Source organism: Allobosea psychrotolerans (assembly GCF_002917105.1).
Taxonomy (GTDB): Bacteria; Pseudomonadota; Alphaproteobacteria; order Rhizobiales; family Beijerinckiaceae; genus Allobosea; species Allobosea psychrotolerans.
The window spans coordinates 89,246-111,126 of sequence record NZ_PQFZ01000018.1 but is presented as its reverse complement, the minus strand read 5'-3'; the positions used below and the strand labels follow the sequence as shown (position 1 = coordinate 111,126).

Genomic DNA, 21,881 nt, shown 5'->3' with positions numbered 1-21,881 from the left:
CGCACCAACAGGCCGGACACATGACCGCAAGCGACCAGATCAACCAGACGCTTCCATCTTGCAAACAACGGGCCGTCCACACATGGATTGCTTCGTCGCTGCGCTCCTCGCAGTAACGGAAGCGCCGGGGCATGACGTCCCCTCGGCGTCAGTTCGCCCGCGCCCACTTCACCGAGCGGCAGATCAGCCCGCCGAGCACGCAGCCCGATGTCGTCAGCGCGTCGCCCGCCAGAGTCATCGTGCCCGAATAGGTCTTGCCGTCCTCGGGGTTGAAGGCGCTGCCGCTCCACTTGCCGGCGCCGGCCGGCTTCATGTCGTAGAAGATGCGCTGGCCGATCTTGGCGGGGCCGTTGGGATCCTTGAGCCAGGCGATGGTGCCGCAAACCGCCTCGCCGCATTTGGCGAAGCGGACGCGCGAGGCGCCGGTGTCGCGCAGCCATGTGCCGGTGACATCCTGGGCCATGGCAGGCGCTGTGGCCATGCCGATCAGGAGCCCGAGGCCCAGAAGCCCGCAACGGCCTGCGATTGCATGCTTGTTCATGTCGATCCTCCCTTGTCAGACCAGCTATGCTGCATGGTTCAGATATGAACCATATCGGAGGCGCGATCCGTCTCCAAGCCTGCTTTAACGCGAGGATGAAGCGGGCCACCGCGCGCCAAGGTGAACAGCGCGTCAACGCGGCGAATGCTGACCTAACGGGACGCCTCTGAAATCGCGGGATTTTTCACGCTGCCAGTATGAATCGATCGTTGATTTAACCCGGCGATTACATCTCGTTGAGCTTCGATTCATTGCGATTTTTAGCGGCCTCTTTAAGGGCCGGGGCCAAATCTCGTCCTCACAAGCCGCGGCCTTTGACGGGTGCTCGGCGCAACAGGACAAGAGGGTGGCTGTCATGGCACGCATGGAAATGAGCGTAATCCCCGCTTCGCTGATGATCCCGACGGAAGCCTCCGCCGAGGCTTATTACGAGCTTGGGCTGATGTATGCCGCAGGCCGCAATCAGCCGGTCGACCTCGTCGCGGCGCAGAAATGGTTCAACGTTGCCCTGGCGCGCGGTTGTGGACGGGCGGCCGCCCATCGCCAGGAACTGGCGCTCGAAATGACGCGCGACGAGATCGCCGAGGCGCTGCGCGAGGCCCGCAGCTTCCTGACCCGCCACTGATCGCCGCGGCGATCCGCCGAGCCTCGGCCAGCCTTGTGGGGCGGGAAGGCGGCCGCTATAAGCCGCGCACTCCCAGATTATCCCTAAGGAACCAACGATGGCTGTCCAGCGTACCTTCTCCATTCTCAAGCCCGATGCGACGCGGCGCAATCTCACCGGCGCGGTCAACGCGGTCATCGAGAAGGCCGGCCTGCGCATCGTCGCGCAGAAGCGCATCCAGATGACCAAGGCCCAGGCCGAGACCTTCTACGCGGTCCACGCCGCTCGTCCCTTCTTCGGCGAGCTGGTCGAGTTCATGATCTCCGCTCCGGTCGTGGTGCAGGTTCTCGAAGGCGAGAACGCGATCGCGACCTATCGCGACGTGATGGGCGCCACCAACCCGGCCAATGCCGCCGAGGGCACGATCCGCAAGCTCTTCGCCCAGTCCGTCGGCGAAAACACCGTGCACGGCTCCGACGCGCCTGAGACGGCCGCGATCGAGATCGCGCAGTTCTTCGCCGGCAACGAGATCGTCGGCTGATCTCTCAAACTCCACGCCGTCGTCTTGGGCATGCCGCATAGCGGCGCAGTCTCAGGATGACGGCGGGGTACGTAATGCGCAGGCGGGCTCCCGAGCCCGCCTTTTTGTTCAGGCCACGCGGTGATCGTGCAGGCAGTGGCCGTGATCGGCGAGCGATTCGATCACGCGGCATTCGGCCACGCGGCCGTGCTGGCATTCGCCGACCATGCGCTGGAGCTCGCCGCGCAGCGACTGGAGCTGGGCGATGCGCCGCTCGACATCGGCGAGATGGCGCTGCGCGATGCTGTCGGCGCGGTCGCATGAGGCCTGCGGCTCGGCCGCCATCGCCAGCAATTCGCGGATATCGTCGACGGCGAAGCCGAGATCGCGCGCATGCCGGATGAAGCGCAGCCGCTGCAGATGAGTGTCGCCATAGCTGCGGCGGTTGCTCTGCGTGCGAATGGGGGCGGGCAGGAGCCCGATCTCCTCGTAGAAGCGGATCGTCGGAACCTTGACGCCGGTCGCCTCCGACAGCGCCCCGATCGGCATCTGCTCCATCACGATGACCTCCTGATCCTCCACAGCACCAGACCGAATATCGTGCTCGGTCTGGTGCTGTGGAGTTTTGCCTCTGCAGCGGCTTGCCCCGAAAGGCGGTTCCCGCTTTTCGGAGCGATCCTCTAGTGCCTAGAGGATATAGCGCGTAGGCCTCGCCGATGAAACCCCGTGGCCTGATCCTGGCTCACGGGGCTCGCAGATCGCGCTCAGAAGCCGAGATCGAAGGCATAGCTCGCCGAGATGCCGAGCGTGATCGAGTCGCGCGAGCCATAGGTTTTCACGATCGGCGCCTTGGCTGCGTCGCCGACCAGGCGCTTGTACTCGATATAGGTCGTGGTCGAGAGCCGCTCGGACCAGTTATAGGTCGCCTGCGCGATCGCGCCGTAGGAATGGACCCCGGCATTGAAGCGCTGCAGCAAGCCGCCGGTGCCGGCGACGCCCGGATAGGAGCCGAAATAGGTCCGCAGATAGTCGGCGCCGACGATGCTCATGCGCGGACCGGCGCCGAACGACCACTGGCCGACCCGGGCGATGGCGTCGAGCTTGAGTTCGGCGACCAGCGCGTCATGGGCGACGAAGCCGCGCCGCAGGTCGACGCGGGCGCGCAGCCAGGAGGCCGGGTAGAACTCGGCGAAGCCGCCAGCCTCGAAGCCGAACTTCGTGTCGGGAACCGCGACCAGAGCGGGGTTGGTGCTGGCCTTGCGCTCCCAGAGCAGATTGCCGGAGAAACCGATACGCCAGCCCTTGCCGGAGAAGAAGCCGATCGAGAGCGCATCATCCTCGGCGACCCACCAGGTGCTTTTCACGCCCTTGCCGAGCGAAATGATCGGGCGCGGCCGGAAGACATAGTTGTTGGAGCCTGAATAATCGGGCTGGTAGCGCAGGCCGGCTCCCAGCGTCAGATTCCAGTGCTGCGCGGATTCGGGCGAGGTGAGGGTGGTGTAGTCGCTCGACTGCGCAGAAGCGCGCTGGCCGGACGAAAGAGCGAGACAGGCCAAGAGGCCCGCCAGGAACACAACGCAACGCATCGATGAGAACTCCGGCGCAAGCGGCGCCTTTCGGAACACAACCTCGTTCAACTTGACTCGTTAGTGTTAACCGCGGGTTGACATTGGCGCGCCGGCTGCGGTGAGGGCACCGAGAAAGTTATGACTGCGCGGGCTCGCCATTTCTCCGGCACTGAACTTGGTCTAATAGGCAGCTATGACCGAGCTTCCCCGCATCGCCCATCTGCCATCCGTCTGCCCGCATGACTGCCCTTCCGCCTGCTCTCTGGAGGTCGAGGTCATCGATGGGCGCAGCATCGGGCGGGTGCGCGGCAGCAAGCGCCAGAGCTATACGGACGGGGTGATCTGCGCCAAGGTCGCGCGCTATTCCGAACGCATCCACCATCCCGACCGCCTGCTCCATCCGTTGCGCAGGACCGGCCCGAAAGGCTCGGGCCAGTTCGAGCGGATATCCTGGGACGAGGCGCTCGACGAGATCGCGCGCCGTTTCCTGGCGATCGAGCACGAGCACGGCGCGCAGGCCGTCTGGCCCTATTACTATGCGGGCACGATGGGTCTCGTCATGCGCGACGGCATCAACCGCCTGCGCCATGCCAAGGGCTATTCCGGCCAGTATTCGACGATCTGCACCACCATGGCCTGGACCGGCTTCATCGCCGGCACGGGCCGCCTCGCGGGCCCCGATCCGCGCGAGATGGCCAAGTCCGATTGCGTGGTGATCTGGGGCACCAACGCGGTGCATACCCAGGTCAATGTGATGCACTACGCCGTCAAGGCGCGGAAGACGCGCGGCGCCAAGATCGTCGCCATCGACATCTATCACAATGCCACGCTCGCCCAGGCCGATCTCGCCCTGGTGCTGCGGCCAGGCACGGATGCGGCGCTGGCCTGCGCGGTGATGCATGTTCTCTTCCGCGATGGCCATGCCGACCGTGACTATCTGGCGCAGCACACCGATGCTCCAGACGAACTGGAGGCGCATCTCGCCAGCCGCACGCCGGAATGGGCGGCCGCGATCACCGGGCTGGAGGTCGCGCAGATCGAAGAGTTCGCGGCCCTGGTCGGCACGCGCAAGAGGAGCTTTTTCCGGCTCGGCTATGGTTTCGCGCGCCAGCGTAACGGTGCGGTCTCGATGCATGCGGCGCTGTCTGTGCCGACCGTTACAGGAGCCTGGCAATATGAGGGCGGCGGCGCCTTCCACAGCAACAGTGGCATCTACAAATGGCGCAAGAGCCTGATCGAAGGGCTCGACGTCATCGATCCGAAAATCCGCCAGCTCGATCAGTCGCAGATCGGCCGGGTGCTCACCGGCGATGCACAGGCGCTGCGCCAGGGTGGGCAGGTCAAGGCGCTCTTCATCCAGAACACCAATCCGGTTTCGGTTGCGCCCGAGCAGGAGCTGGTCAAGCAGGGGTTTGCCCGCGACGACCTGTTCACGGTCGTCCACGAGCAGTTCATGACCGAGACGGCGGGAATGGCCGATATCGTGTTGCCGGCGACGCAGTTCATGGAGCATGACGACATCTATCAGGGGGGCGGCCACCAGCACATCATGTGGGGCGGCAAGCTGATCGATCCGCCGGGCGAATGCCGCTCGAACCATGAGGTCGTCAGTGCGCTCGCCGAGCGGCTCGGTGCGCAGCATCGCGGCTTCCAGATGTCGCCGCGCGAGATCGTCGACTGGACGTTGCGCGAGAGCGGCCGCGGCACGCTCGACGAGTTGATCGCCAATGATTTCCACGACGTGCAGCCGGATTATCGCACGGCGCATTATCTCGACGGCTTCGGCTACCGCGACAGGAAGTTTCGCTTCAAGCCCGATTGGCCGAAGGTGCCCAACGCCAATGCGGGCACCGTCGGCCCTTACCAAGAGATGCCGGCGCTGCCCGACTACTGGGCCGTCATCGAGAACGCCGATGCCGAGCATCCCTTCCGCCTGGCGACGAGCCCGGCGCGCAGCTTCCTGAACTCGACCTTCACCGAGACCCCGGGCTCGCAGAAGAAGGAGGGGCGGCCGACATTGATGCTGCATCCCGACGATGCGGCAAGGCTTGGCATTGCGGCCGATGACGAGGTCATGGTCGGCAATGGCCGCGGCAGCGTGTATCTCCATGCCGTGCTGTTCGAGGGGCTGGTGCGCGGCGTCGTCATTGCCGAGTCGATCTGGCCCAATGCCGCGCACAAGCATGGGCGCGGCATCAACACGATTACGGGGGCGGACGCCGTCGCGCCCTTCGGCGGCGCTGCTTTTCATGACGTGAAGGTGTGGATCAAGCGGGCGTGACCTTCCGCGCTCTTGACCTTTGCGAGGCGCTGTGAACCATCGCCGACGCGCGGGCGAGGCATGAATCATGCGATCAGGGCCCGTTTTCTTAGGGCTTGTGAAATCATGATGATGCGGCGGATGGGTGCGGTCGTTTTGGCCGGTGGGTTCTCTGTGCTGATGGGCTCGGTCGTGCTGGCCGCGAGCAGCTCCGCGCCGCTCCCGCCGCCGGACCCGACGGCGAAGAACCTCACCCCCTACATGATCCAGCTGCGCGCCTTCGACGCATGCCTGCACACCCAGTCGCAGTTGCTGCAGACGACCCGCGAGGCGGTGCATACGCCGTGCAGCTGCTACGCCAAGGGCACGGTCAACGCCATGTCCAAGGACGAGATCCAGGCTTTTCGCGACACCGGCTATTTCAACGACACGGCGCGCGAGAAGGGTCTGCAGTTCATCGACAAGTGCCAGCTCAAGCGGCCGCTTTGACGGCTGCGGCTTCCGGAAAGAAACGCGCCCTGATCCGCGCTTCATAAGCGACGAGATTGGGGTGGCTTTCGACGACGCCGCGGATGGCGGAGTCGAAGACAGGGCTGAGCGCCGACATCGTGAAGGCGCCCAGCGCCGCGTCGGCGCCGCAAGGCGTGTCGCCGAGCAGGAACTGGCGCTCGCCCAGAATACCGGCGATTGCCGCATAGGCGCGTTTGGTCAGGACCAGACGCTCCTGGGCGCTGTGCCGCCCGATGCCCTGGCCGTCGAGATTGCGCTGAACCTTGCGCTTCACCATGGCGATGATCAGCGGGCGCAGCGGCGCCGGCACCGCCTTGAAGAAGTGACGCGGGCCGCGGTCGAAATTCCCCCGGTCGATCCAGCGTTCGTGCACGACGATCCAGTAGAGCTGCTCTTCCAGCATCTTCTCCACGGCCCAGGCGATACCGCGCTGCTCCGGCGTCAGGCCCGCATCGAAATCGATGCCGTGCGCGCTCTCCAGATGGAAGCGGATGAAGCTCGAATCCGGAATGGTGACGCCGTCCTCTACGATCATAGGGAGCTTGCCCTTCGGTGCGTTGCGCATGTTCCCGGTCACGCGCTCGAACGGCAGCCCCGACATCCGCAGCAGGATTTCGGCCTTGATGCAGAACGGGCTCGGATCGGGCAGGCCAAAGCCTGGCCCGAAGCTGTGCAGGGTGATCATGTCGCCGTTTCCTCTTGGCATTCTCGTCGGCCTGGAGGCTACTGCCACGCTCCTGACAGGATTCGTCAGCAGGCTGGGCCATTCTGAACCTGACGAAGCTCGGGTGGAAACCAAGAACATGCAGCGCGCCGAACGATTGCTCGATCTGATCCAGAGCCTGCGCCGCCGGCGCCGGCCCGTGACGGCCGATACGCTCGCCGCCGAACTCGATGTCTCGGTTCGCACCGTCTATCGCGACATCGCCGCATTGATGCGACAGGGCGTGCCCGTCCGGGGCGAGGCCGGCATCGGCTATATCCTCGACGCCGGCTTCGACCTGCCGCCTCTGATGCTGTCGCCCGACGAGATCGAGGCCGTTCTCGTCGGCATGCGCTGGCTCAGCGAGCGGGCGGACCCTGTTCTGGCGCGCGCGGCGGAGGATGTGGTCAGCAAGGTCGCGGCCGTGCTGCCGACGCATCTCAAGCCGATCCTGCTCGATGGCGCCTTGTTCGCGCCCGCCTATGGCTCGGAGAAGCCGGTCGACCAGGTCGATGTGGCCGGCGTCCGCGCCGCGATCCGGCAAGGCCGCAAGCTCTCGATCCGCTATCGCGACGAGGCCGGGCGGGAATCGCAACGCATGATCTGGCCGATCGGCATGACCTTCTACGAGCGGGTGCGCATCGTCATCGCCTGGTGTGAATTGCGCGAGGCGTTCCGCCATTTCCGCACCGACCGCATCACCGATCTTGCCTCGCGCGAGGAACGCTACCCGGCGCGGCGGGCCGATCTGTTGCGACGCTGGCAGCAGCAGGAGGATGAGCGCGACAGAGCCGCTTGCGAGCAGCGGGAGGCGGCTCAGAGCCGCGCGATCGCGCCATCGACCAGCGCGACACGGCCGGAGGCGACCTCGGCAAGCGCGCGCGGATAAAGCGTGTGCTCCTGCGCCAGCACGCGCTGGCTCAGGCTGTCCTCGTCGTCGCCGGGCAGCACGGGCACCTTGGCCTGGGCGATGACCGGTCCGGCATCGAGCTCGGGCACGACGAAATGCACGCTGCAGCCATGCTCAGTGACGCCGGCCTCGAGCGCCTGCCGGTGCGTATGCGTGCCCTTGAACAGGGGCAGCAGCGAGGGGTGGATGTTGATCAGCCGGCCTTCCCAGCGCCGGACGAACCACGGCGTCATGATCCGCATGAAACCGGCAAGCGCGATCAGCTCGATCTGGTTGATGCGCAGGACCTCGTCCATGGCGCGCTCGAAGGCCTCGCGATCCCTGTTGAAGGCACGGTGATCGACGGTCGCGGTCGCGATGCCCAGGGCGCTGGCGCGTTCGAGCCCGCCGGCGCCGGGGATGTTCGACAGCACGAGCGCGATCTCGGCGGGGAAATCATCGGCCTGTGCGGCCTCGGCCAGCGACAGCATGTTGGAGCCGCGCCCGGAAATCAGGACCGCGGTGCGCTTGCGGCGAATCGGCGTGCTCACAGGGCGAGCTTGCCGCGATAGCTGACGGGCTCGTCGCCGGCGGCGAGCGAGACGACTTCGCCCAGCCGGATGGCGGGTTCGCCGGCGGCTTTCAGGGCGGCCTCGACCTCATCGGCCTTGGCGGCGTCAGCGGCGACGATCATGCCGATACCGCAATTGAAGGTGCGCAGCATCTCGCGCTCGACGACGCCGCCGGTCGCCGCGAGCCAGGCGAAGACGGGTGGGACGGAGATGGCCGACAGATCGAGCGAGACGCCGAGCCCTTCGGGCAGGACGCGAGGGATATTGTCGGGAAAACCGCCGCCGGTGATATGGGCGAGTACCTTGATGCCGTCCGTCGCCTTCAACGCCGCGAGCAGGGTCTTCACATAGATCCGCGTCGGGGTCAGCAGCGCCTCGGCCAGGCTCTGGCCAGGGGCGAAGGGGGCGGGCGCGTCCCAGCTCAATCCGGCCAGCGCAACGATGCGGCGGACCAGCGAATAGCCGTTGGAGTGCACCCCGGAGGAGGGCAGGCCGAAGACGATGTCGCCGGCCGCGAGGTCGGCACGCGGCAGCAGCGCGCCGCGCTCGGCGGCGCCGACAGCGAAGCCCGCGAGATCGTAATCCTTGTCGGCATACATGCCGGGCATCTCGGCGGTCTCGCCGCCGATCAGCGCGCAGCCCGCCTGTCGGCAGCCATCGGCGATGCCGCGCACGATCTCGACGCCGACCTTGGGGTCGAGCTTGCCGGTGGCGTAATAGTCGAGGAAGAGCAGCGGCTCGGCGCCCTGCACGACAAGGTCGTTGACGCACATCGCGACGAGGTCGATGCCGATCGTCGCATGCAGCCCGCTTTCGATCGCGATCTTGACCTTGGTGCCGACGCCGTCATTGGCGGCGACCAGGATCGGATCGTTGAAACCGGCGGCCTTGAGATCGAACAAGCCGCCGAAGCCGCCGATCTCGGCGTCGGCGCCGGGACGGCGTGTCGAGCGCACGAGAGGCTTGATGGCGTCGACCATGGCGTTGCCGGCGTCGATGTCGACGCCTGCCTGCGCATAGGTCAGTCCGTTCGCGCCGGGCTTTGTCATGATCTGCGGCCTCATCCTGTTCGAGGCGAGCGATAGGCAAGCGCGGCGCTGCTTGCAAGCCGGGACAGCGCTTTCGCCCTTGCCGATCCACCGATTCGGGTTCTAGCGTCACGGCCCCGCCTGCGCGAACCGCATCGCATGACGCTTCCCAACCTGATCACCATCGGCCGCCTCATCCTGGTGCCGCTCGTGATCGTCATGATCATCGACGCGCGTTGGCAGCTCGCCTTCATCATCTTCGTGGCGGCGGGCGTGTCGGACGCCGTCGACGGCTTCATCGCCAAGCGCTTCGGCATGGCCAGCGAGCTCGGCGCCTATCTCGACCCAGTGGCCGACAAGGCGCTGATCGTCTCGATCTACATCACCTTGGCCGTGGTCGGGGCCATACCCTCCTGGCTCGTCATCCTGGTGGTCTCCCGCGACGTCATGATCGTCTCGGCCGTGATCCTGTCCTGGGTGATGGAGCGGCCGGTCGAAATCGCGCCCTTCATCGTCAGCAAGCTCAATACCGCTGCGCAGATCGCCTTCGCCGCGCTGGTGCTGGGCTCGCGCGCCTTCGGTGTCGATCCCGGGCAAGCCATGCAGCTCGGCCAGCTTCTGGTGGCTCTGTTGACGCTCGGCTCGATGACAGCCTATCTCACCTTCTGGCTGCGGCACATGGCGGCGTGAGACTGCTGGCCGCGCCGAAGGGCAGCGACGATCCCGGGCCCCTGGAGCAGGATGCGAAAAAGTGGGGACCGCTCTTTCGCATCGATCAGGCTCTTGGAACTTTCATCCGTATCGCCCATTTGTGCAGCGCATGATCGCCGACCCGCAAAGCCTTGAGTCCGCTTCTGATCGACAAGTGAGAGTAGGATTGGTGAAAGCAGGATTCATGCGAAAGAGCGGTTCCCACTTCTTCGCATCCTGCATGAGGGGCCTGGATCGATGACCCTGCAACGTCAAATCGGCTTCTGGCTGGCCTCGCTTCTCGTGTTCGTGCTGCTGCTCGTGCTGCTGCGCGACGTGCTGCTGCCCTTCGTCGCAGCGCTGGCGCTCGCCTATCTGCTCGACCCCTTGGCCGACCGGCTGGAAAGCATGGGCATGGGCCGGCTCGCGGCGACGATCGTCATCCTCTTCGTCTTCCTGCTGGTCTTCGTGCTGGCGCTGGTGCTGCTCGCGCCCCTGCTCGGCCAGCAGCTGGCCGGGCTGGTCCAGCGTCTGCCCGCTGACGCGGCAAAGCTCCAGGCGCTCGTGCTGGAGCGCGGAGCTCCCTGGCTGGAGCGGTTTGGCGGTGCCAAGCTCGCCACCGAGGCCCAGAGTTCGCTCGGCAATCTCGTCGGCGAGGGCACCAAATGGGTCGGCAGCGTGCTTCAGTCGCTCTGGACCGGCGGCACCGCCATCATCGGGGTGTTCTCGCTCCTGGTGCTGACGCCGGTGATCGCCTTCTACCTGCTTGTCGATTGGGACCGCATGATCGCGACCGTCGACGGCTGGCTGCCGCTCGACCATCGCGATACCATTCGCGGGCTGCTGCACGAGATGGACGTCGCCATCGCCGGCTTCCTGCGCGGCCAGGCGCTGGTCTGCCTGCTGCTCGGCATCTTCTATGCGGTGGGTCTGAGCCTGCTCGGCGTCAATTTCGGCGCGTTGATCGGCATCATCAGCGGCTTCCTCTCCTTTGTTCCCTATGTCGGCTCGCTGACCGGGCTCGTGCTCGCAGTCGGCGTCGCCATCGTCCAGTTCTGGCCGGACTGGACCTGGCCGCTGGCGACGCTCGCCGTTTTTGCCGCGGGCCAGTTCCTCGAAGGCAACATCTTCCAGCCGAAATTCGTCGGGGACTCGATCGGCGTGCATCCGGTCTGGCTGATGTTCGCGCTGCTCGCCTTCGGCTCGCTGTTCGGCTTCGTCGGCCTGCTGCTGGCGGTGCCGCTGGCGGCCGTCATGGGCGTGCTCTGTCGCTTCGCGCTCAGGCAGTACCTCGCCAGCAACATCTATCATGGCGGGGATGCGACCAAGGCCGCGAAAGTCCGCGCGCGCGCCGGGGCGGATATCTGATCTCCATGTCCGATCTGCCAAGCCGCCCCCGCCAGCTTGCGCTCGACTTGCCGGTCGACAGCCGCCACGGGATCGAGGATTTCCTGATCGGCCCTTCCAACGAGGCCGCCTACGGTCTGGTCGAGGCCTGGCCGAACTGGCCTGAATCCTGGCTGCGGCTCGTCGGGCCGCAGGATGCCGGCAAGACCCATCTCGCCGCGATCTGGGCGAAGATCGCCCATGCCTGGACGGTTTCGGTCGCCGAGGTCACGCAGGACAGCGTCCCGCATCTGATCTCCGGCGGCGCGCTCGTGGTCGAGGATTGCGACCAGGGTGTCCGCGACGAGCCGGCGCTGTTCCATCTGATGAATGCAATGAAGGCGAAGGGCGGCTTCCTGCTGCTGACAGCGCGCAGTGCCCCCGATCTCTGGGGCCTGCGCGTGCCCGATCTGCTGTCGCGCCTGAGGCTGGCGCCGCAGGCTACGATCGCGCCGCCCGACGACGCGCTGCTGCGGGCGGTGCTGGTCAAGCTCTTCATCGACCGGCAACTCATCATCGATGCCGGCATCATCGAGATGCTGGCGCTCAGGATGGAGCGCTCCTTCGCGGCGGCGCGCGCGCTGGTCGATACGCTCGACCGGCTTTCGCTCGAACGCGGCCGGCGCGTCACCCGCGCACTCGCGGCGGAGGCGCTGGCTGCGCTGTTTCCAGCCGAGTGATCAGCCGTGCGGCTGGGCCGCCGATGGCTGCGAGACCAGCCGGGCATACATCGCCTCGGTCAGCAGATCATGGGCGCGTGCCGCGATGGCATCGAGTGAGGGCGTCTTGACGAACATGGCGGCCGCCTTCTCCGCCAGCTCCTCGCGCGTCGGCAGGACCGGCAGATGCAGTTGCGCCAGCGCCTCATGCGCCTGCTGCTGCATTTCGACCAGGCGATCTCCGGCGCGATGCTGCAGATCGGCCAGCGCTGTGCGCAGATCGGCCAGCGTCATGGTCGGCAGATGCAGATCCGAAAGGCTCGGCGTCGCGGCATAGGCCTCCCAGAAGGCTGCGATGGCGCGCTCCAACGGCACTGAGGCAGCCAGTCGTTCGGCCGAGCGCTCGATCACGCGCGGCGGCAGCGCCTGCGAGCGCTCGATGACCGCTTGCGGCGGCTCCCTCAGTTCCCAGACCAGCCCGAGCTTCGAGAGGCCGAGGATGATGTAATAGGTCGGGTCCCACTGCCACCAGCGAAAGCCCTGGCGCACGCAGTACTGATAGGCGTGATGGTTGTTATGCCAGCCTTCGCCCATGGTGATGACCGCCAGCCACCAATTGTTGCGGCTCTCGTCGCCGGTGACATAGTCCTTGTCGCCATGCACATGCGCCAGGGAGTTGATGCAGAAGGTGGCGTGGAAGACGCAGACCGTCGACCAGAAGAAGCCGACGAACAGCCCCGCCCAGCCATCGATCGCAAAGCAGATCAAGGCGAGCAGGACCGCGGGAGCGATTTCGAAACGATGGAGCAGGCGCAGTTCCGGGAACTTCGTCAGGTCCGTTATCGTCGACGAATCGAAGCGGGCATGGCCGCGGGCGAAGATCCAGCCGAGATGCGAATAGGCGAAGGATGTCAGCACCGGCGAATGCACGTCATGCTCGGTGTCGGCATAGCGGTGATGATGCCTGTGCTTGGAGGCCCACCAGAGCACGCTCTTCTGCGCCGTCGACTGCGCCAGCAGCGCCAGCAGGAACTGCCCGAAGCGGCTGGTCTTGTAGGTTCGATGCGAGAAATAGCGGTGATAGCCGCCCGTCACCGCAAACATCCGCAGCCAGTACAGGCCGATCGCCAGCCAGACAGAGGTCCAGGTCACGCCGCTCCAGATTGCGCCCAGGCAGGCGAGATGCACCAGCACGAAGGGGATGGCGGCGGGATAGACGATGTCGCCATCGTCGTGAGGGGTCTCGATCTGGGACAAGTCGTTTCTCTGATTTGAAAGGCAGGCTGCAAGGGTGGCGTTGCGCGACAAGAACAGGACCGGCCAGGCTCGCGCAAGTGCGGTATTATGATCCAGCCGTCGCCGTCGCGGCGGCCAAAGGCTTCCCGGGCAAGCAAAGCCGGAGACCCAGGATCGCGATCAGCACTGTGATGAAAGGCCAGTAGAACGGGTCCATGACCGCGCGCTTGCCGAAGGTTACCATGAAACTGAGCCAGATGTAATAAGCGCCGCAGAGATGGAGCCAGCGCCAGGCGTTCGGGCCGATCATGGCGGCGGTTCTGTCGAACGATGTTGCGGCCATGGCGAGGATGAAAAGATAGGCAAGCCCGCCCGAGATCAGTGTTCCCGTGTTGCTGAGCTGCTTGAACAGGGCCGGGGCCGTGTTGGCCAAGGCGATGATCGCAAGCCCGTGCAGACCATGGGACAGGGCAAAGGAAAGCCCGAGATAGCGCCGGTTCCGTCTTTGCCAGCGCGTCCAGATATTGGGGCAGGCACGGAACAGCGCCGAGGCCGTGAAAGCCAGGCAGAACAACACCAGGGATGTCCGCGCCGTGATGCGGATGACCAGCCGGATGCCGTCGCTTCCGCCAGACGAGGTTGCAAGCGCGGCAAGCACGCCCAGAACGAGTCCGGATGAGAGCAGCCCAAGGAGTGGCCAGCCCTCCAGCAGCCCGGCCGGAAAGGATGGCTTCGGCTCCTTCCGCGCGATTGTCATGTCGATGCCGTTTCTGTGAGAGGCGTGCGCCGTTATCGAACGACGATTGCATCGGCGGGCGCTTCAGGCAATGAATGTAATCAATGATTACATGATTGTGATGCGAAGGCGCTTCTCTCGCTTTCGGAACGGCTTTCCTCCTTTGCCGGCGGGTTTCCTCCTGAGCTGGAACGTGCACTAGCTTTGATCCATGAGCATCGTGAAACCGACTCGGACAGGAGACCGCGAGGCGGGTGAGGGCAGTTCGGCCTATCATCACGGCAATTTGCGCGAGGAGCTCGTCGAGCAGGCGCTCAAGCTGGCTGAGGAGGGGGGGCTTTCGGCAGTGAGCGTCCGGGCGGCGGCGCGGTTGGCCGGAGTCTCGCCGGCTGCTCCGTTCCGCCACTTCCCGGACAAGATGACGCTGATGACGGCGGTGGCCGAGGAGGCGATGCGGCGCTTCAGGGCCGAAATCGTGCTGGCGCTGGCGCAGGAGGCGGATGATGATCCGATGCTGCGCATACGCGCCATCGGACGGGCTTATCTCGATTGGGCCAGACGCAATCCGACCCATTTCGAAATCATCTCGTCACGACGCTCGATCGATTTCGACGGATCGCCGTCGCTGGGCCAGGAGAACGCCGAAATCCAGGCTCAGATCGAAGCCTTGTTGCTGGAGGCGGCGCAACGCGGGCTTCTGCGTTCCAACGACCGGCACCTGATCCAGATCGCGGCGCGTGCGTTGGTGTATGGTCTCGCGCGCATGCTGGTCGATGGCCATTTCCCGAGTTGGCAGGTCGCCGATGCGGACATTGAAGGAACCATGGCCAAAGTGCTCGATTTGTTCGTGGACGGGCTGGTCAAGGAGCGGCCCCGTCCAGAACCGTGATCCGGCAGGGCGGCGAACATGAAGGCCGGGACTGAATGTCATCGAAGCGTCACGCTAGGGTGGCTTCAAGAGCGGACGGGATCGAAGCGGCGGAACTGACGTGGCACGAGCGGCGGCAGGGGCAAAAGCGAAGCAGATGAACGCGCAAACGGCAGAAATCATGGATCTCGACATTCCCACCATCGACGCCTACGGCGCCGATACCCCGCTGCGGCAATCGCCCGCCCGTTTCATGAACCGCGAGCTGTCCTGGCTGCAGTTCAACCGCCGCGTCATGGAAGAGGCCTCGAACCGCAATCACCCCCTGTTGGAGCAGTTGCGCTTCCTCTCGATTTCGGCCGCCAATCTCGATGAGTTCTTCATGGTCCGCGTCTCCGGCCTGCGCGAGCAGCTCAAGGCCGGTGTGGTCACGAAGAGCCAGGATGGCCTGACGCCGGCCGAGCAGCTCGCAGAACTGGGCAAGGCGGTCTCGGCGCTGACGGACGACCAGCAGGCGCGCTGGGTCGAGCTGAAGCACGATCTGCATGAGAACAAGATTCACCTGCTCGGTCCAAGCGAGGTCGGCAAGCAGGAGCGGATCTGGCTGGAGGATTATTTCCTCCACTACATCTTTCCGGTGCTGACGCCGCTGGCGATCGACCCGGCGCACCCGTTCCCCTTCATCCCCAATCTCGGCTTCACGCTGGCGCTGGCGTTGGAGAGGATCAGCGACGGACGCCAGCTCGACGCGCTGATCCGCGTGCCGATCAAGATGGACCGCTTCATCGAATTGCCGGATCTCGGCCGCGAGGGGCTGCACCGCTTCATCACGCTGGAGGACGCGGTCTCACTCTTCATCGGCAAGCTCTTCCCGGGCTATGACGTCAAGGGCACCGGCTCGTTCCGCGTCATCCGTGACACCGATCTCGACATCGAGGAGGAGGCCGAGGATCTGGTGCGCGTCTTCGAGACGATGCTCAAGCTGCGTCGGCGCGGCGTCGTCATCCGTCTCGAGGTCTCGACCGGCATGCCGGCACATCTGCGCAAGCTGATCGTGCGCGAACTCAAGGTCGACCACGACGAGATCGTCGATGTCGCCGGGATGATCGGCCTCAACGAGCTCTCGCAGCTTGTCGGAGTCGATCGCCCCGACCTCAAGTTCAAGCCCTACAATGCTCGCTTCCCCGAGCGCATTCGTGAACATGCCGGCGACTGCTTCGCGGCGATCCGCCAGAAGGACCTGATCGTCCACCATCCCTATGAGAGCTTCGACGTCGTCGTGCAGTTCCTGCAGCAGGCGGCGCGCGATCCCAGCGTGGTCGCGATCAAGCAGACGCTCTATCGCACCTCGTCGAACTCCCCGATCGTGCATGCTCTGGCCGAAGCGGCGGAGGCCGGCAAGTCGGTGACCGCCCTGGTCGAGCTCAAGGCGCGCTTCGACGAGGAGGCCAATATCCGCTGGGCCAAGGATCTGGAGCGCGCCGGCGTCCAGGTCGTTTACGGCTTCATCGAGCTCAAGACCCACGCCAAGCTGTCGATGGTGGTGCGCCGCGAAGCCGGCCAGCTCGTGACCTATTGCCATATCGCGACCGGCAACTACCACCCGATCACGGCGCGCATCTACACCGACGTTTCCTTCTTCACCGCCGACCCGGTGATGTCGCAGGATGTCGCGCGCATCTTCAACTTCATCACCGGCTATGCCGAGCCGGCCGAGCTGGAGAAGATGTCGGTCTCGCCGGTGGGGCTGAAGCAGCGCCTGCTCTCCGACATTGCCGAGGAGGTCGCCCATGTGAAGGCCGGCCGCAAGGGCGCGATCTGGGGCAAGTGCAATTCGCTGGTCGATCCCGAGATCATCGACGCGCTCTACGATGCGAGCCAGGCAGGCGTCGAGATCGATTTCGTCGTGCGCGGCATCTGCTGCCTGAGGCCAGGCGTTCGTGGCCTGTCCGAGAACATCCGCGTCAAGTCGATCGTCGGCCGCTTCCTGGAGCACACCCGGATCTACGCCTTCGGGGCAGGCCACGGCCTGCCTTCGGCCAAGGCCAAGCTCTACATCTCCTCGGCCGATCTGATGCCGCGCAACCTCGACCGTCGCGTCGAGGCGCTGACCCCGATTCTGAACGCCACGGTCCACCAGCAACTGCTCGAGCAGATCATGCAGGCCAATTTCCTCGACAATGAACAGAGCTGGACGATCTTGCCCGATGGCGGTTCGCAACGCATTGTCCCGGCGCCGGGCGACGAGTCGTTCAACGCCCATAAATATTTCATGACGAATCCGAGCTTGTCCGGACGTGGAAAATCGCTCTCCAATTCCAGCCCCCGAAGCCTCCCCAAGCGGGCGGCCAAGAAAAGCTGAGATGACCGGCATGGGCCTCGTTGCGGGGCGGTTGAGCCTTGGCGAGACGATCGCCATCATCGACATCGGTTCGAACTCGGTTCGCCTCGTCGTCTATGAGATGCTGGCGCGCTCGCCGGCCCAGGTCTTCAACGAGAAGGAAATGGCGGGCCTCGGCCGGCAGGTCGCCACCACCGGCCGGTTGGCCGAGGACGCGATGGCGCGTGCGCTCGAGGCGCTGCTGCGCTTCCGCATCCTTTGCGAGGCGATGCAGGTCGGTGAGATCCGCGTCATCGCCACCGCCGCCGCGCGTGAGGCCGCCAATGGGCCGGCCTTCCTCGCCAAGGCTGAGCAGGCGATCGGCCAGCGGATCGAACTGATCTCCGGCGGTCGCGAGGCTTATCTTTCCGGGCTTGGCGTGATTTCCGGCTTCGCCGAGCCGCATGGCGTTGCCGGCGATCTCGGAGGCGGCTCGCTGGAGCTTGTCGGGGTCGATGGCGACCGCGTCGGACCGGGCATCAGCCTGCCGATTGGCGGTCTCGCGCTGATGGACAAGGCGAAGGGCCAGATCAAGCTGGCCGAGAAGATCGTTCGCGAACAGCTCGACCATCACCCACAATTGGCGGCGATGCGCGGCAAGGACTTTTTCGCCGTCGGCGGTACCTGGCGGGCGCTCGCGACCCTGCATCAGCGCCAGTCGGGCTATCCGCTCAGCGTCATGCATGGATATACCGTGCCGGCCCGTGACGTCGCGGATTTCGCCCGGCTGGTCGAGCGCGCCGACGCTTCGGTCCTGGAAGCGATCGACGCCGTCTCCTCCGCGCGCCGGCCGCTCCTGGCCTATGGTGCGCTGGTGCTCGATCTGCTGATCAAGCGCGGCCGCCCGCGCGCGGTGGTGATCTCGGCGAGCGGTGTGCGCGAGGGCCTGCTATATGACATGCTCCCGGAGGATGAGCGCCGGGTCGACCCGCTGCTGCGCGGCGCCCAGGACTACAACCAGCTGCGCGCCCGCGAACCGCGCCATGCCGCGGATCTGATCGAGTGGGTGCGGCGCCTCGTTGCCAGCGCGGGCTTGTCGGACGATCCCGCCGGCGGTCGCCTGCAGGACGCGGCCTGCCTGCTCTCCGATATCGGCTGGCGCGCCCATCCCGACTATCGCGGCGAGCAGAGCCTCAACGTGATCGCGCATGCTGCTTTCAGCGGCGTCGACCACCCGGGCCGGGCTTTCCTGGCCCTGACGGTTTTCCATCGCTATGCCGGCGCAAAGAGCGATTCTCCCGCTGCCGCCGGCTTGAGGCAATTGCTGACGCCACGGCTGCTGGAGCGTTCGCAGCTTCTCGCCAGCGCCTTCCGCGTCGCCTATCTGCTCTCGGCCGGGATGCCTGGCATCCTGCCGCGCGCGACGCTGGCCTGCGTCGACAGCCGGCTCGTCCTGCGCCTCTCCGGCGAGCTCCATGCCTTGTCGAGCGAGCGCGTGACGGGCCGATTGAAGCAACTCGCCAAGCTGCTCGGCCGCGACTACGAGATCAGCCTCGGCTGACGCGGCCTTCCAGATTCAGATCACAGGGATCTTGCACGCTTTCCGTGCTGTCCGATCCGTCATTGCGAGCGAAGCGAAGCAATCCAGGAGGTCTCGCTCTACGCCCTCCTGGATTGCTTCGTCGCTTGCGCTCCTCGCAATGACGGTTCGGGCCGGATGGAAAGCGCTCTAAGCGACGGAAACCCGGCCGCGCACGATCCTGAGGCCCAGATTGCCGTTCTTGAGGGCGATGGCCTTCTCGCCGAAGACCTCGCGCCGCCAGCCCTTCAGCGCCGGCACGTCGGCCTCATCGTCGAAGGAGATGGCTTCCAGATCATCGGAGGAGGCGATGATCTTCGGCGCCACGCGCTCGGCATCCGCGACTGCCTTGAGCAGCACCTTGAGCAGATCGAGCACCGCACCGTTCGTGGCGCGGCCGCGCTCCCGGTCCAGCCGGGGCAAGGTCTTGGGATCGAGAGCGAGCCCGCGCGCGACCGCCGCCAGTACCTCGCCGCCGGCGCGCGAGCGCTCGAAGCCGTTGGGCACCGAGCGCAGCTCCGCCAGCGCCTCGACCGAGACGGGCCCGCGCTGCACGATGTCCATCAGCGCATCGTCCTTGAGCACGCGCTGGCGCGGCACGTCGCGGCTCTGCGCCTCGCGCTCGCGCCAGGCGGCGAGTTCCATCAGCAGCGCCAGCTCCTTGGGCTTGCGGATCCGGCCCTTCAGACGCTGCCAGGCATTCTCCGGCTTGACCTCGTAAGTGCCGGGCGAGTTCAGGACCGCCATCTCCTCGGCGACCCAAATCTCGCGGCCGCTGGCTTTGATGTCGGCGTCGAGGGCGAGATAGATGTCGCGCAGATGGGTGACGTCGGATTCCGCATAGACCAATTGGGCCTCGCTGAGCGGGCGGCGCGACCAGTCGGTGAAGCGCGAGGATTTGTCGATCCGCGCCTTGGCAAGGTCATTGGCAAGCTGCTCGTAGCCGACCGAGTCGCCATAGCCGCAGACCATGGCGGCGACCTGCGTGTCGAAGAGTGGCGTGGGGATCAGCTTGCCGATGATCCAGACGATCTCGAGATCCTGCCGCGCCGCATGGAAGACCTTGACCACGGCCTCATCGGCCATCAGCGCCAGGAAGGGCGCGAGATCGAGGTCGGCCGCAAGCGGATCGACCAGCACGGCCTCGTCCGGCGAGGCGAGCTGGATCAGGCAGAGCTTGGGATAATAGGTCGTCTCCCGCAGGAACTCGGTGTCGACCGTGACGAAGGGATGCGTGGCCAGGCGCGCGCAGGCGTCGGCCAGATCCTGGGTGGTTGTGATGAGGCTCATGAGGTCGGCTCATAGCAGACAGAGTATCGCCATGTCGCGGGCGTTCTTGACAATCCGCGCCGCGGCGTGTGCTTACCCCGAAACCGTGCGCGCGCCTGTGGCGGACGGCCTTGACCTCCGAAGAGACCAGTACCGTGACCTTGCATCGTTACCGTTCCCACACCTGCGGCGCCCTTCGCGAGAGCGACATCGGGGCTCAGGTCCGCCTCTCCGGCTGGTGCCACCGCATCCGCGACCATGGCGGCGTGCTGTTCATCGATCTGCGTGACCATTACGGCATGACCCAGGTGGTCATCGATCCGGATTCTCCGGCCTTCGCCGATGCCGCTGCGGTGCGCTCGGAATGGGTCGTCCGCATCGACGGCAAGGTCAAGGCGCGCTTTGCGGGCACCGAGAACGCCAATCTCGCGACCGGCGCCGTCGAGGTCTTCGCGACAGGCATCGAGGTTCTCGGCGCTTCCGGCGAATTGCCGTTGCCGGTCTTCGGCGATCTCGAATATCCCGAGGATACCCGGCTGAAGTACCGCTTCCTCGATCTGCGCCGGGAAAAGCTCCACAACAACATCATGTTGCGGACGAAGGTGATCGACTCGCTGCGCAACCGGATGAAGACCTCCGGCTTCTCCGAGTTCCAGACGCCGATCCTGACGGCATCCTCGCCCGAGGGCGCGCGCGACTTCCTGGTGCCGAGCCGATTGCATCCCGGCAAATTCTACGCGCTGCCGCAGGCGCCGCAGCAGTACAAGCAGCTCCTGATGATGGCGGGCTTCGATCGCTATTTCCAGATCGCGCCCTGCTTCCGCGACGAGGATCCGCGCGCCGACCGTCTGCCGGGCGAGTTCTACCAGCTCGACGTCGAGATGAGCTTCGTCGAGCAGGAAGACGTCTTCGCCACGATGGAGCCGGTGATCGCCGGCGTCTTCGAGGAGTTCGGCGGCGGCAAGTCGGTGACGAAGAACTGGCCGCGCATCCCTTATGCGGAAGCGATCAGCAAATATGGCTCCGACAAGCCGGACCTGCGCAACCCACTGGTGATGCAGGACGTCTCCGCGCATTTCCGCGGCTCGGCCTTCAAGGTCTTCGCGCGCATCCTCGAGGATGAGAAGAACCAGGTCTGGGCGATTCCCGCTCCTGCGGGCGGCTCCAGGGCCTTCTGCGACCGGATGAACTCCTGGGCGCAAGGCGAAGGGCAGCCGGGCCTCGGCTACATCATGTGGCGCGAAGGCGCGGGCGCGGGTCCGATCGCCAACAATATCGGCCCCGAGCGGGTCGAGGCGATCCGCATCGCGCTCGGCTTGAAGGATGGCGACGCGGCCTTCTTCGCCGCCGGCAACCCCGACAAGTTCTACAAATTCGCCGGCAACGCCCGCAACAAGGTCGGCTCCGAGCTCGGCTTGATCGACGAGAACGCGTTTGCCTTCGCCTGGATCGTCGATTTCCCGATGTACGAGTACAACGAGGACGACAAGAAGGTCGATTTCTCGCACAACCCGTTCTCGATGCCTCAGGGCGGACTCGAATCGCTGAAGAACGACGATCCGTTGGCGATCAAGGCCTTCCAGTACGACATCGCCTGCAACGGCTATGAGCTGGCCTCCGGCGGCATCCGCAACCATCGCCCCGAGGCGATGGTGAAGGCCTTCGAGATCGCAGGTTATGGCGAGGAGACGGTGATCGAGCGTTTTGGCGGCATGTATCGCGCCTTCCAATATGGCGCGCCGCCCCATGGCGGCATGGCGGCGGGCATCGACCGCATCATCATGCTCCTGGCCGGCGCGACGAATCTGCGCGAGGTCGCACTGTTCCCGATGAACCAGCAGGCCGTCGATCTGCTGATGGGTGCGCCGTCCGAGGCCTCGCCCAAGCAGTTGCGCGAGGCGCATCTGCGCGTGAACCTCACCGAGAAGAACGGCTGACCCTCG

General features: G+C 65.5%; 21 protein-coding genes. 12 read left to right on the top strand and 9 right to left on the bottom strand.

The window, feature by feature from the left end; genetic code table 11:
- Positions 1–148: 148 nt before the first annotated feature.
- Positions 149–481: a DUF2147 domain-containing protein gene (locus CYD53_RS23890; protein WP_425428339.1), complete on the bottom strand. Its 333-nt coding sequence runs from the start codon at positions 479–481 to the stop codon at positions 149–151.
- A 415-nt stretch (positions 482–896) separates the two neighbouring features.
- Here CYD53_RS23890 and CYD53_RS23885 point away from each other — a divergent pair, with 415 nt between their 5' ends.
- On the top strand, positions 897–1,166 hold the full coding sequence (locus tag CYD53_RS23885) for an SEL1-like repeat protein (protein ID WP_245928400.1): 270 nt from the start codon (positions 897–899) through the stop codon (positions 1,164–1,166).
- A gap of 97 nt (positions 1,167–1,263) precedes the next feature.
- On the top strand, positions 1,264–1,686 hold the full coding sequence (ndk, locus tag CYD53_RS23880; RefSeq protein ID WP_092165056.1) for a nucleoside-diphosphate kinase: 423 nt from the start codon (positions 1,264–1,266) through the stop codon (positions 1,684–1,686).
- 108 nt (positions 1,687–1,794) lie between these two features.
- Here ndk and CYD53_RS23875 read toward each other — a convergent pair whose 3' ends face one another.
- A complete protein-coding gene (locus tag CYD53_RS23875; protein WP_103720593.1) occupies positions 1,795–2,223 on the bottom strand; it encodes a MerR family transcriptional regulator in 429 nt (142 codons plus the stop codon).
- Between the two features lie 206 nt (positions 2,224–2,429).
- Entirely contained in the window at positions 2,430–3,251 is an 822-nt protein-coding gene (locus CYD53_RS23870; RefSeq protein WP_146055993.1) for a MipA/OmpV family protein, read from the bottom strand.
- A gap of 175 nt (positions 3,252–3,426) precedes the next feature.
- Between CYD53_RS23870 and CYD53_RS23865 the strand changes: the two genes are divergently transcribed.
- Positions 3,427–5,514, top strand: a complete 2,088-nt coding sequence (locus CYD53_RS23865; RefSeq protein ID WP_103720579.1) for a molybdopterin-containing oxidoreductase family protein — start codon at positions 3,427–3,429, stop codon at positions 5,512–5,514.
- Positions 5,515–5,574: 60 nt separating this feature from the next.
- Positions 5,575–5,982: a hypothetical protein gene (locus CYD53_RS23860; RefSeq protein WP_146055992.1), complete on the top strand. Its 408-nt coding sequence runs from the start codon at positions 5,575–5,577 to the stop codon at positions 5,980–5,982.
- Here the strand turns inward: CYD53_RS23860 and CYD53_RS23855 are convergent.
- Positions 5,966–6,688, bottom strand: coding sequence for a glutathione S-transferase family protein (locus tag CYD53_RS23855; RefSeq protein WP_103720577.1), 723 nt, complete (start codon positions 6,686–6,688; stop codon positions 5,966–5,968). The two genes, CYD53_RS23860 and CYD53_RS23855, sit on opposite strands and share 17 nt — an antisense overlap.
- A 118-nt stretch (positions 6,689–6,806) precedes the next feature.
- On the opposite strand from CYD53_RS23855, the gene CYD53_RS23850 reads away from it, so the two are divergent.
- Complete coding sequence (locus CYD53_RS23850) at positions 6,807–7,595, top strand: helix-turn-helix transcriptional regulator (protein ID WP_103720576.1); 789 nt, start codon at positions 6,807–6,809, stop codon at positions 7,593–7,595.
- Here the strand turns inward: CYD53_RS23850 and purN are convergent.
- Positions 7,523–8,146 (bottom strand): phosphoribosylglycinamide formyltransferase, encoded by a 624-nt coding sequence (gene purN / locus CYD53_RS23845; RefSeq protein WP_103720575.1) that lies wholly within the window; start codon positions 8,144–8,146, stop codon positions 7,523–7,525. The two genes, CYD53_RS23850 and purN, sit on opposite strands and share 73 nt — an antisense overlap.
- Entirely contained in the window at positions 8,143–9,216 is a 1,074-nt protein-coding gene (purM, locus tag CYD53_RS23840) for a phosphoribosylformylglycinamidine cyclo-ligase (protein ID WP_103720592.1), read from the bottom strand. The genes purN and purM overlap by 4 nt, the downstream gene beginning before the upstream one ends.
- A 138-nt stretch (positions 9,217–9,354) precedes the next feature.
- On the opposite strand from purM, the gene CYD53_RS23835 reads away from it, so the two are divergent.
- From CYD53_RS23835 to CYD53_RS23825, 3 genes are all read left to right on the top strand, one after another.
- On the top strand, positions 9,355–9,885 hold the full coding sequence (locus CYD53_RS23835) for a CDP-alcohol phosphatidyltransferase family protein (protein WP_103720574.1): 531 nt from the start codon (positions 9,355–9,357) through the stop codon (positions 9,883–9,885).
- A 258-nt stretch (positions 9,886–10,143) separates the two neighbouring features.
- On the top strand, positions 10,144–11,253 hold the full coding sequence (locus CYD53_RS23830) for an AI-2E family transporter (RefSeq protein WP_103720573.1): 1,110 nt from the start codon (positions 10,144–10,146) through the stop codon (positions 11,251–11,253).
- Between the two features lie 5 nt (positions 11,254–11,258).
- Positions 11,259–11,951 (top strand): P-loop NTPase family protein, encoded by a 693-nt coding sequence (locus CYD53_RS23825; RefSeq protein ID WP_181011998.1) that lies wholly within the window; start codon positions 11,259–11,261, stop codon positions 11,949–11,951.
- Here the strand turns inward: CYD53_RS23825 and CYD53_RS23820 are convergent, their stop codons facing one another.
- Positions 11,952–13,187, bottom strand: a complete 1,236-nt coding sequence (locus tag CYD53_RS23820; protein ID WP_103720572.1) for an acyl-CoA desaturase — start codon at positions 13,185–13,187, stop codon at positions 11,952–11,954.
- 85 nt (positions 13,188–13,272) lie between these two features.
- Positions 13,273–13,923, bottom strand: coding sequence for a hypothetical protein (locus tag CYD53_RS23815; RefSeq protein WP_103720571.1), 651 nt, complete (start codon positions 13,921–13,923; stop codon positions 13,273–13,275).
- A 265-nt stretch (positions 13,924–14,188) separates the two neighbouring features.
- On the opposite strand from CYD53_RS23815, the gene CYD53_RS23810 reads away from it, so the two are divergent.
- From CYD53_RS23810 to ppx, 3 genes are all read left to right on the top strand, one after another.
- A complete protein-coding gene (locus CYD53_RS23810; protein WP_245928399.1) occupies positions 14,189–14,791 on the top strand; it encodes a TetR/AcrR family transcriptional regulator in 603 nt (200 codons plus the stop codon).
- A gap of 160 nt (positions 14,792–14,951) precedes the next feature.
- Entirely contained in the window at positions 14,952–17,132 is a 2,181-nt protein-coding gene (locus tag CYD53_RS23805) for an RNA degradosome polyphosphate kinase (protein WP_245928401.1), read from the top strand.
- A 1-nt stretch (position 17,133) separates the two neighbouring features.
- Complete coding sequence (ppx, locus tag CYD53_RS23800; protein ID WP_103720568.1) at positions 17,134–18,651, top strand: exopolyphosphatase; 1,518 nt, start codon at positions 17,134–17,136, stop codon at positions 18,649–18,651.
- Positions 18,652–18,819: 168 nt separating this feature from the next.
- Here the strand turns inward: ppx and rnd are convergent, their stop codons facing one another.
- Entirely contained in the window at positions 18,820–19,959 is a 1,140-nt protein-coding gene (gene rnd / locus CYD53_RS23795) for a ribonuclease D (protein WP_103720567.1), read from the bottom strand.
- 140 nt (positions 19,960–20,099) lie between these two features.
- Between rnd and aspS the strand changes: the two genes are divergently transcribed.
- The gene (aspS, locus tag CYD53_RS23790) at positions 20,100–21,875 is read left to right on the top strand and encodes an aspartate--tRNA ligase (protein WP_103720590.1); all 1,776 of its coding nucleotides are present in this window, start codon (positions 20,100–20,102) and stop codon (positions 21,873–21,875) included.
- The last annotated feature ends 6 nt before the right edge of the window (positions 21,876–21,881 follow it).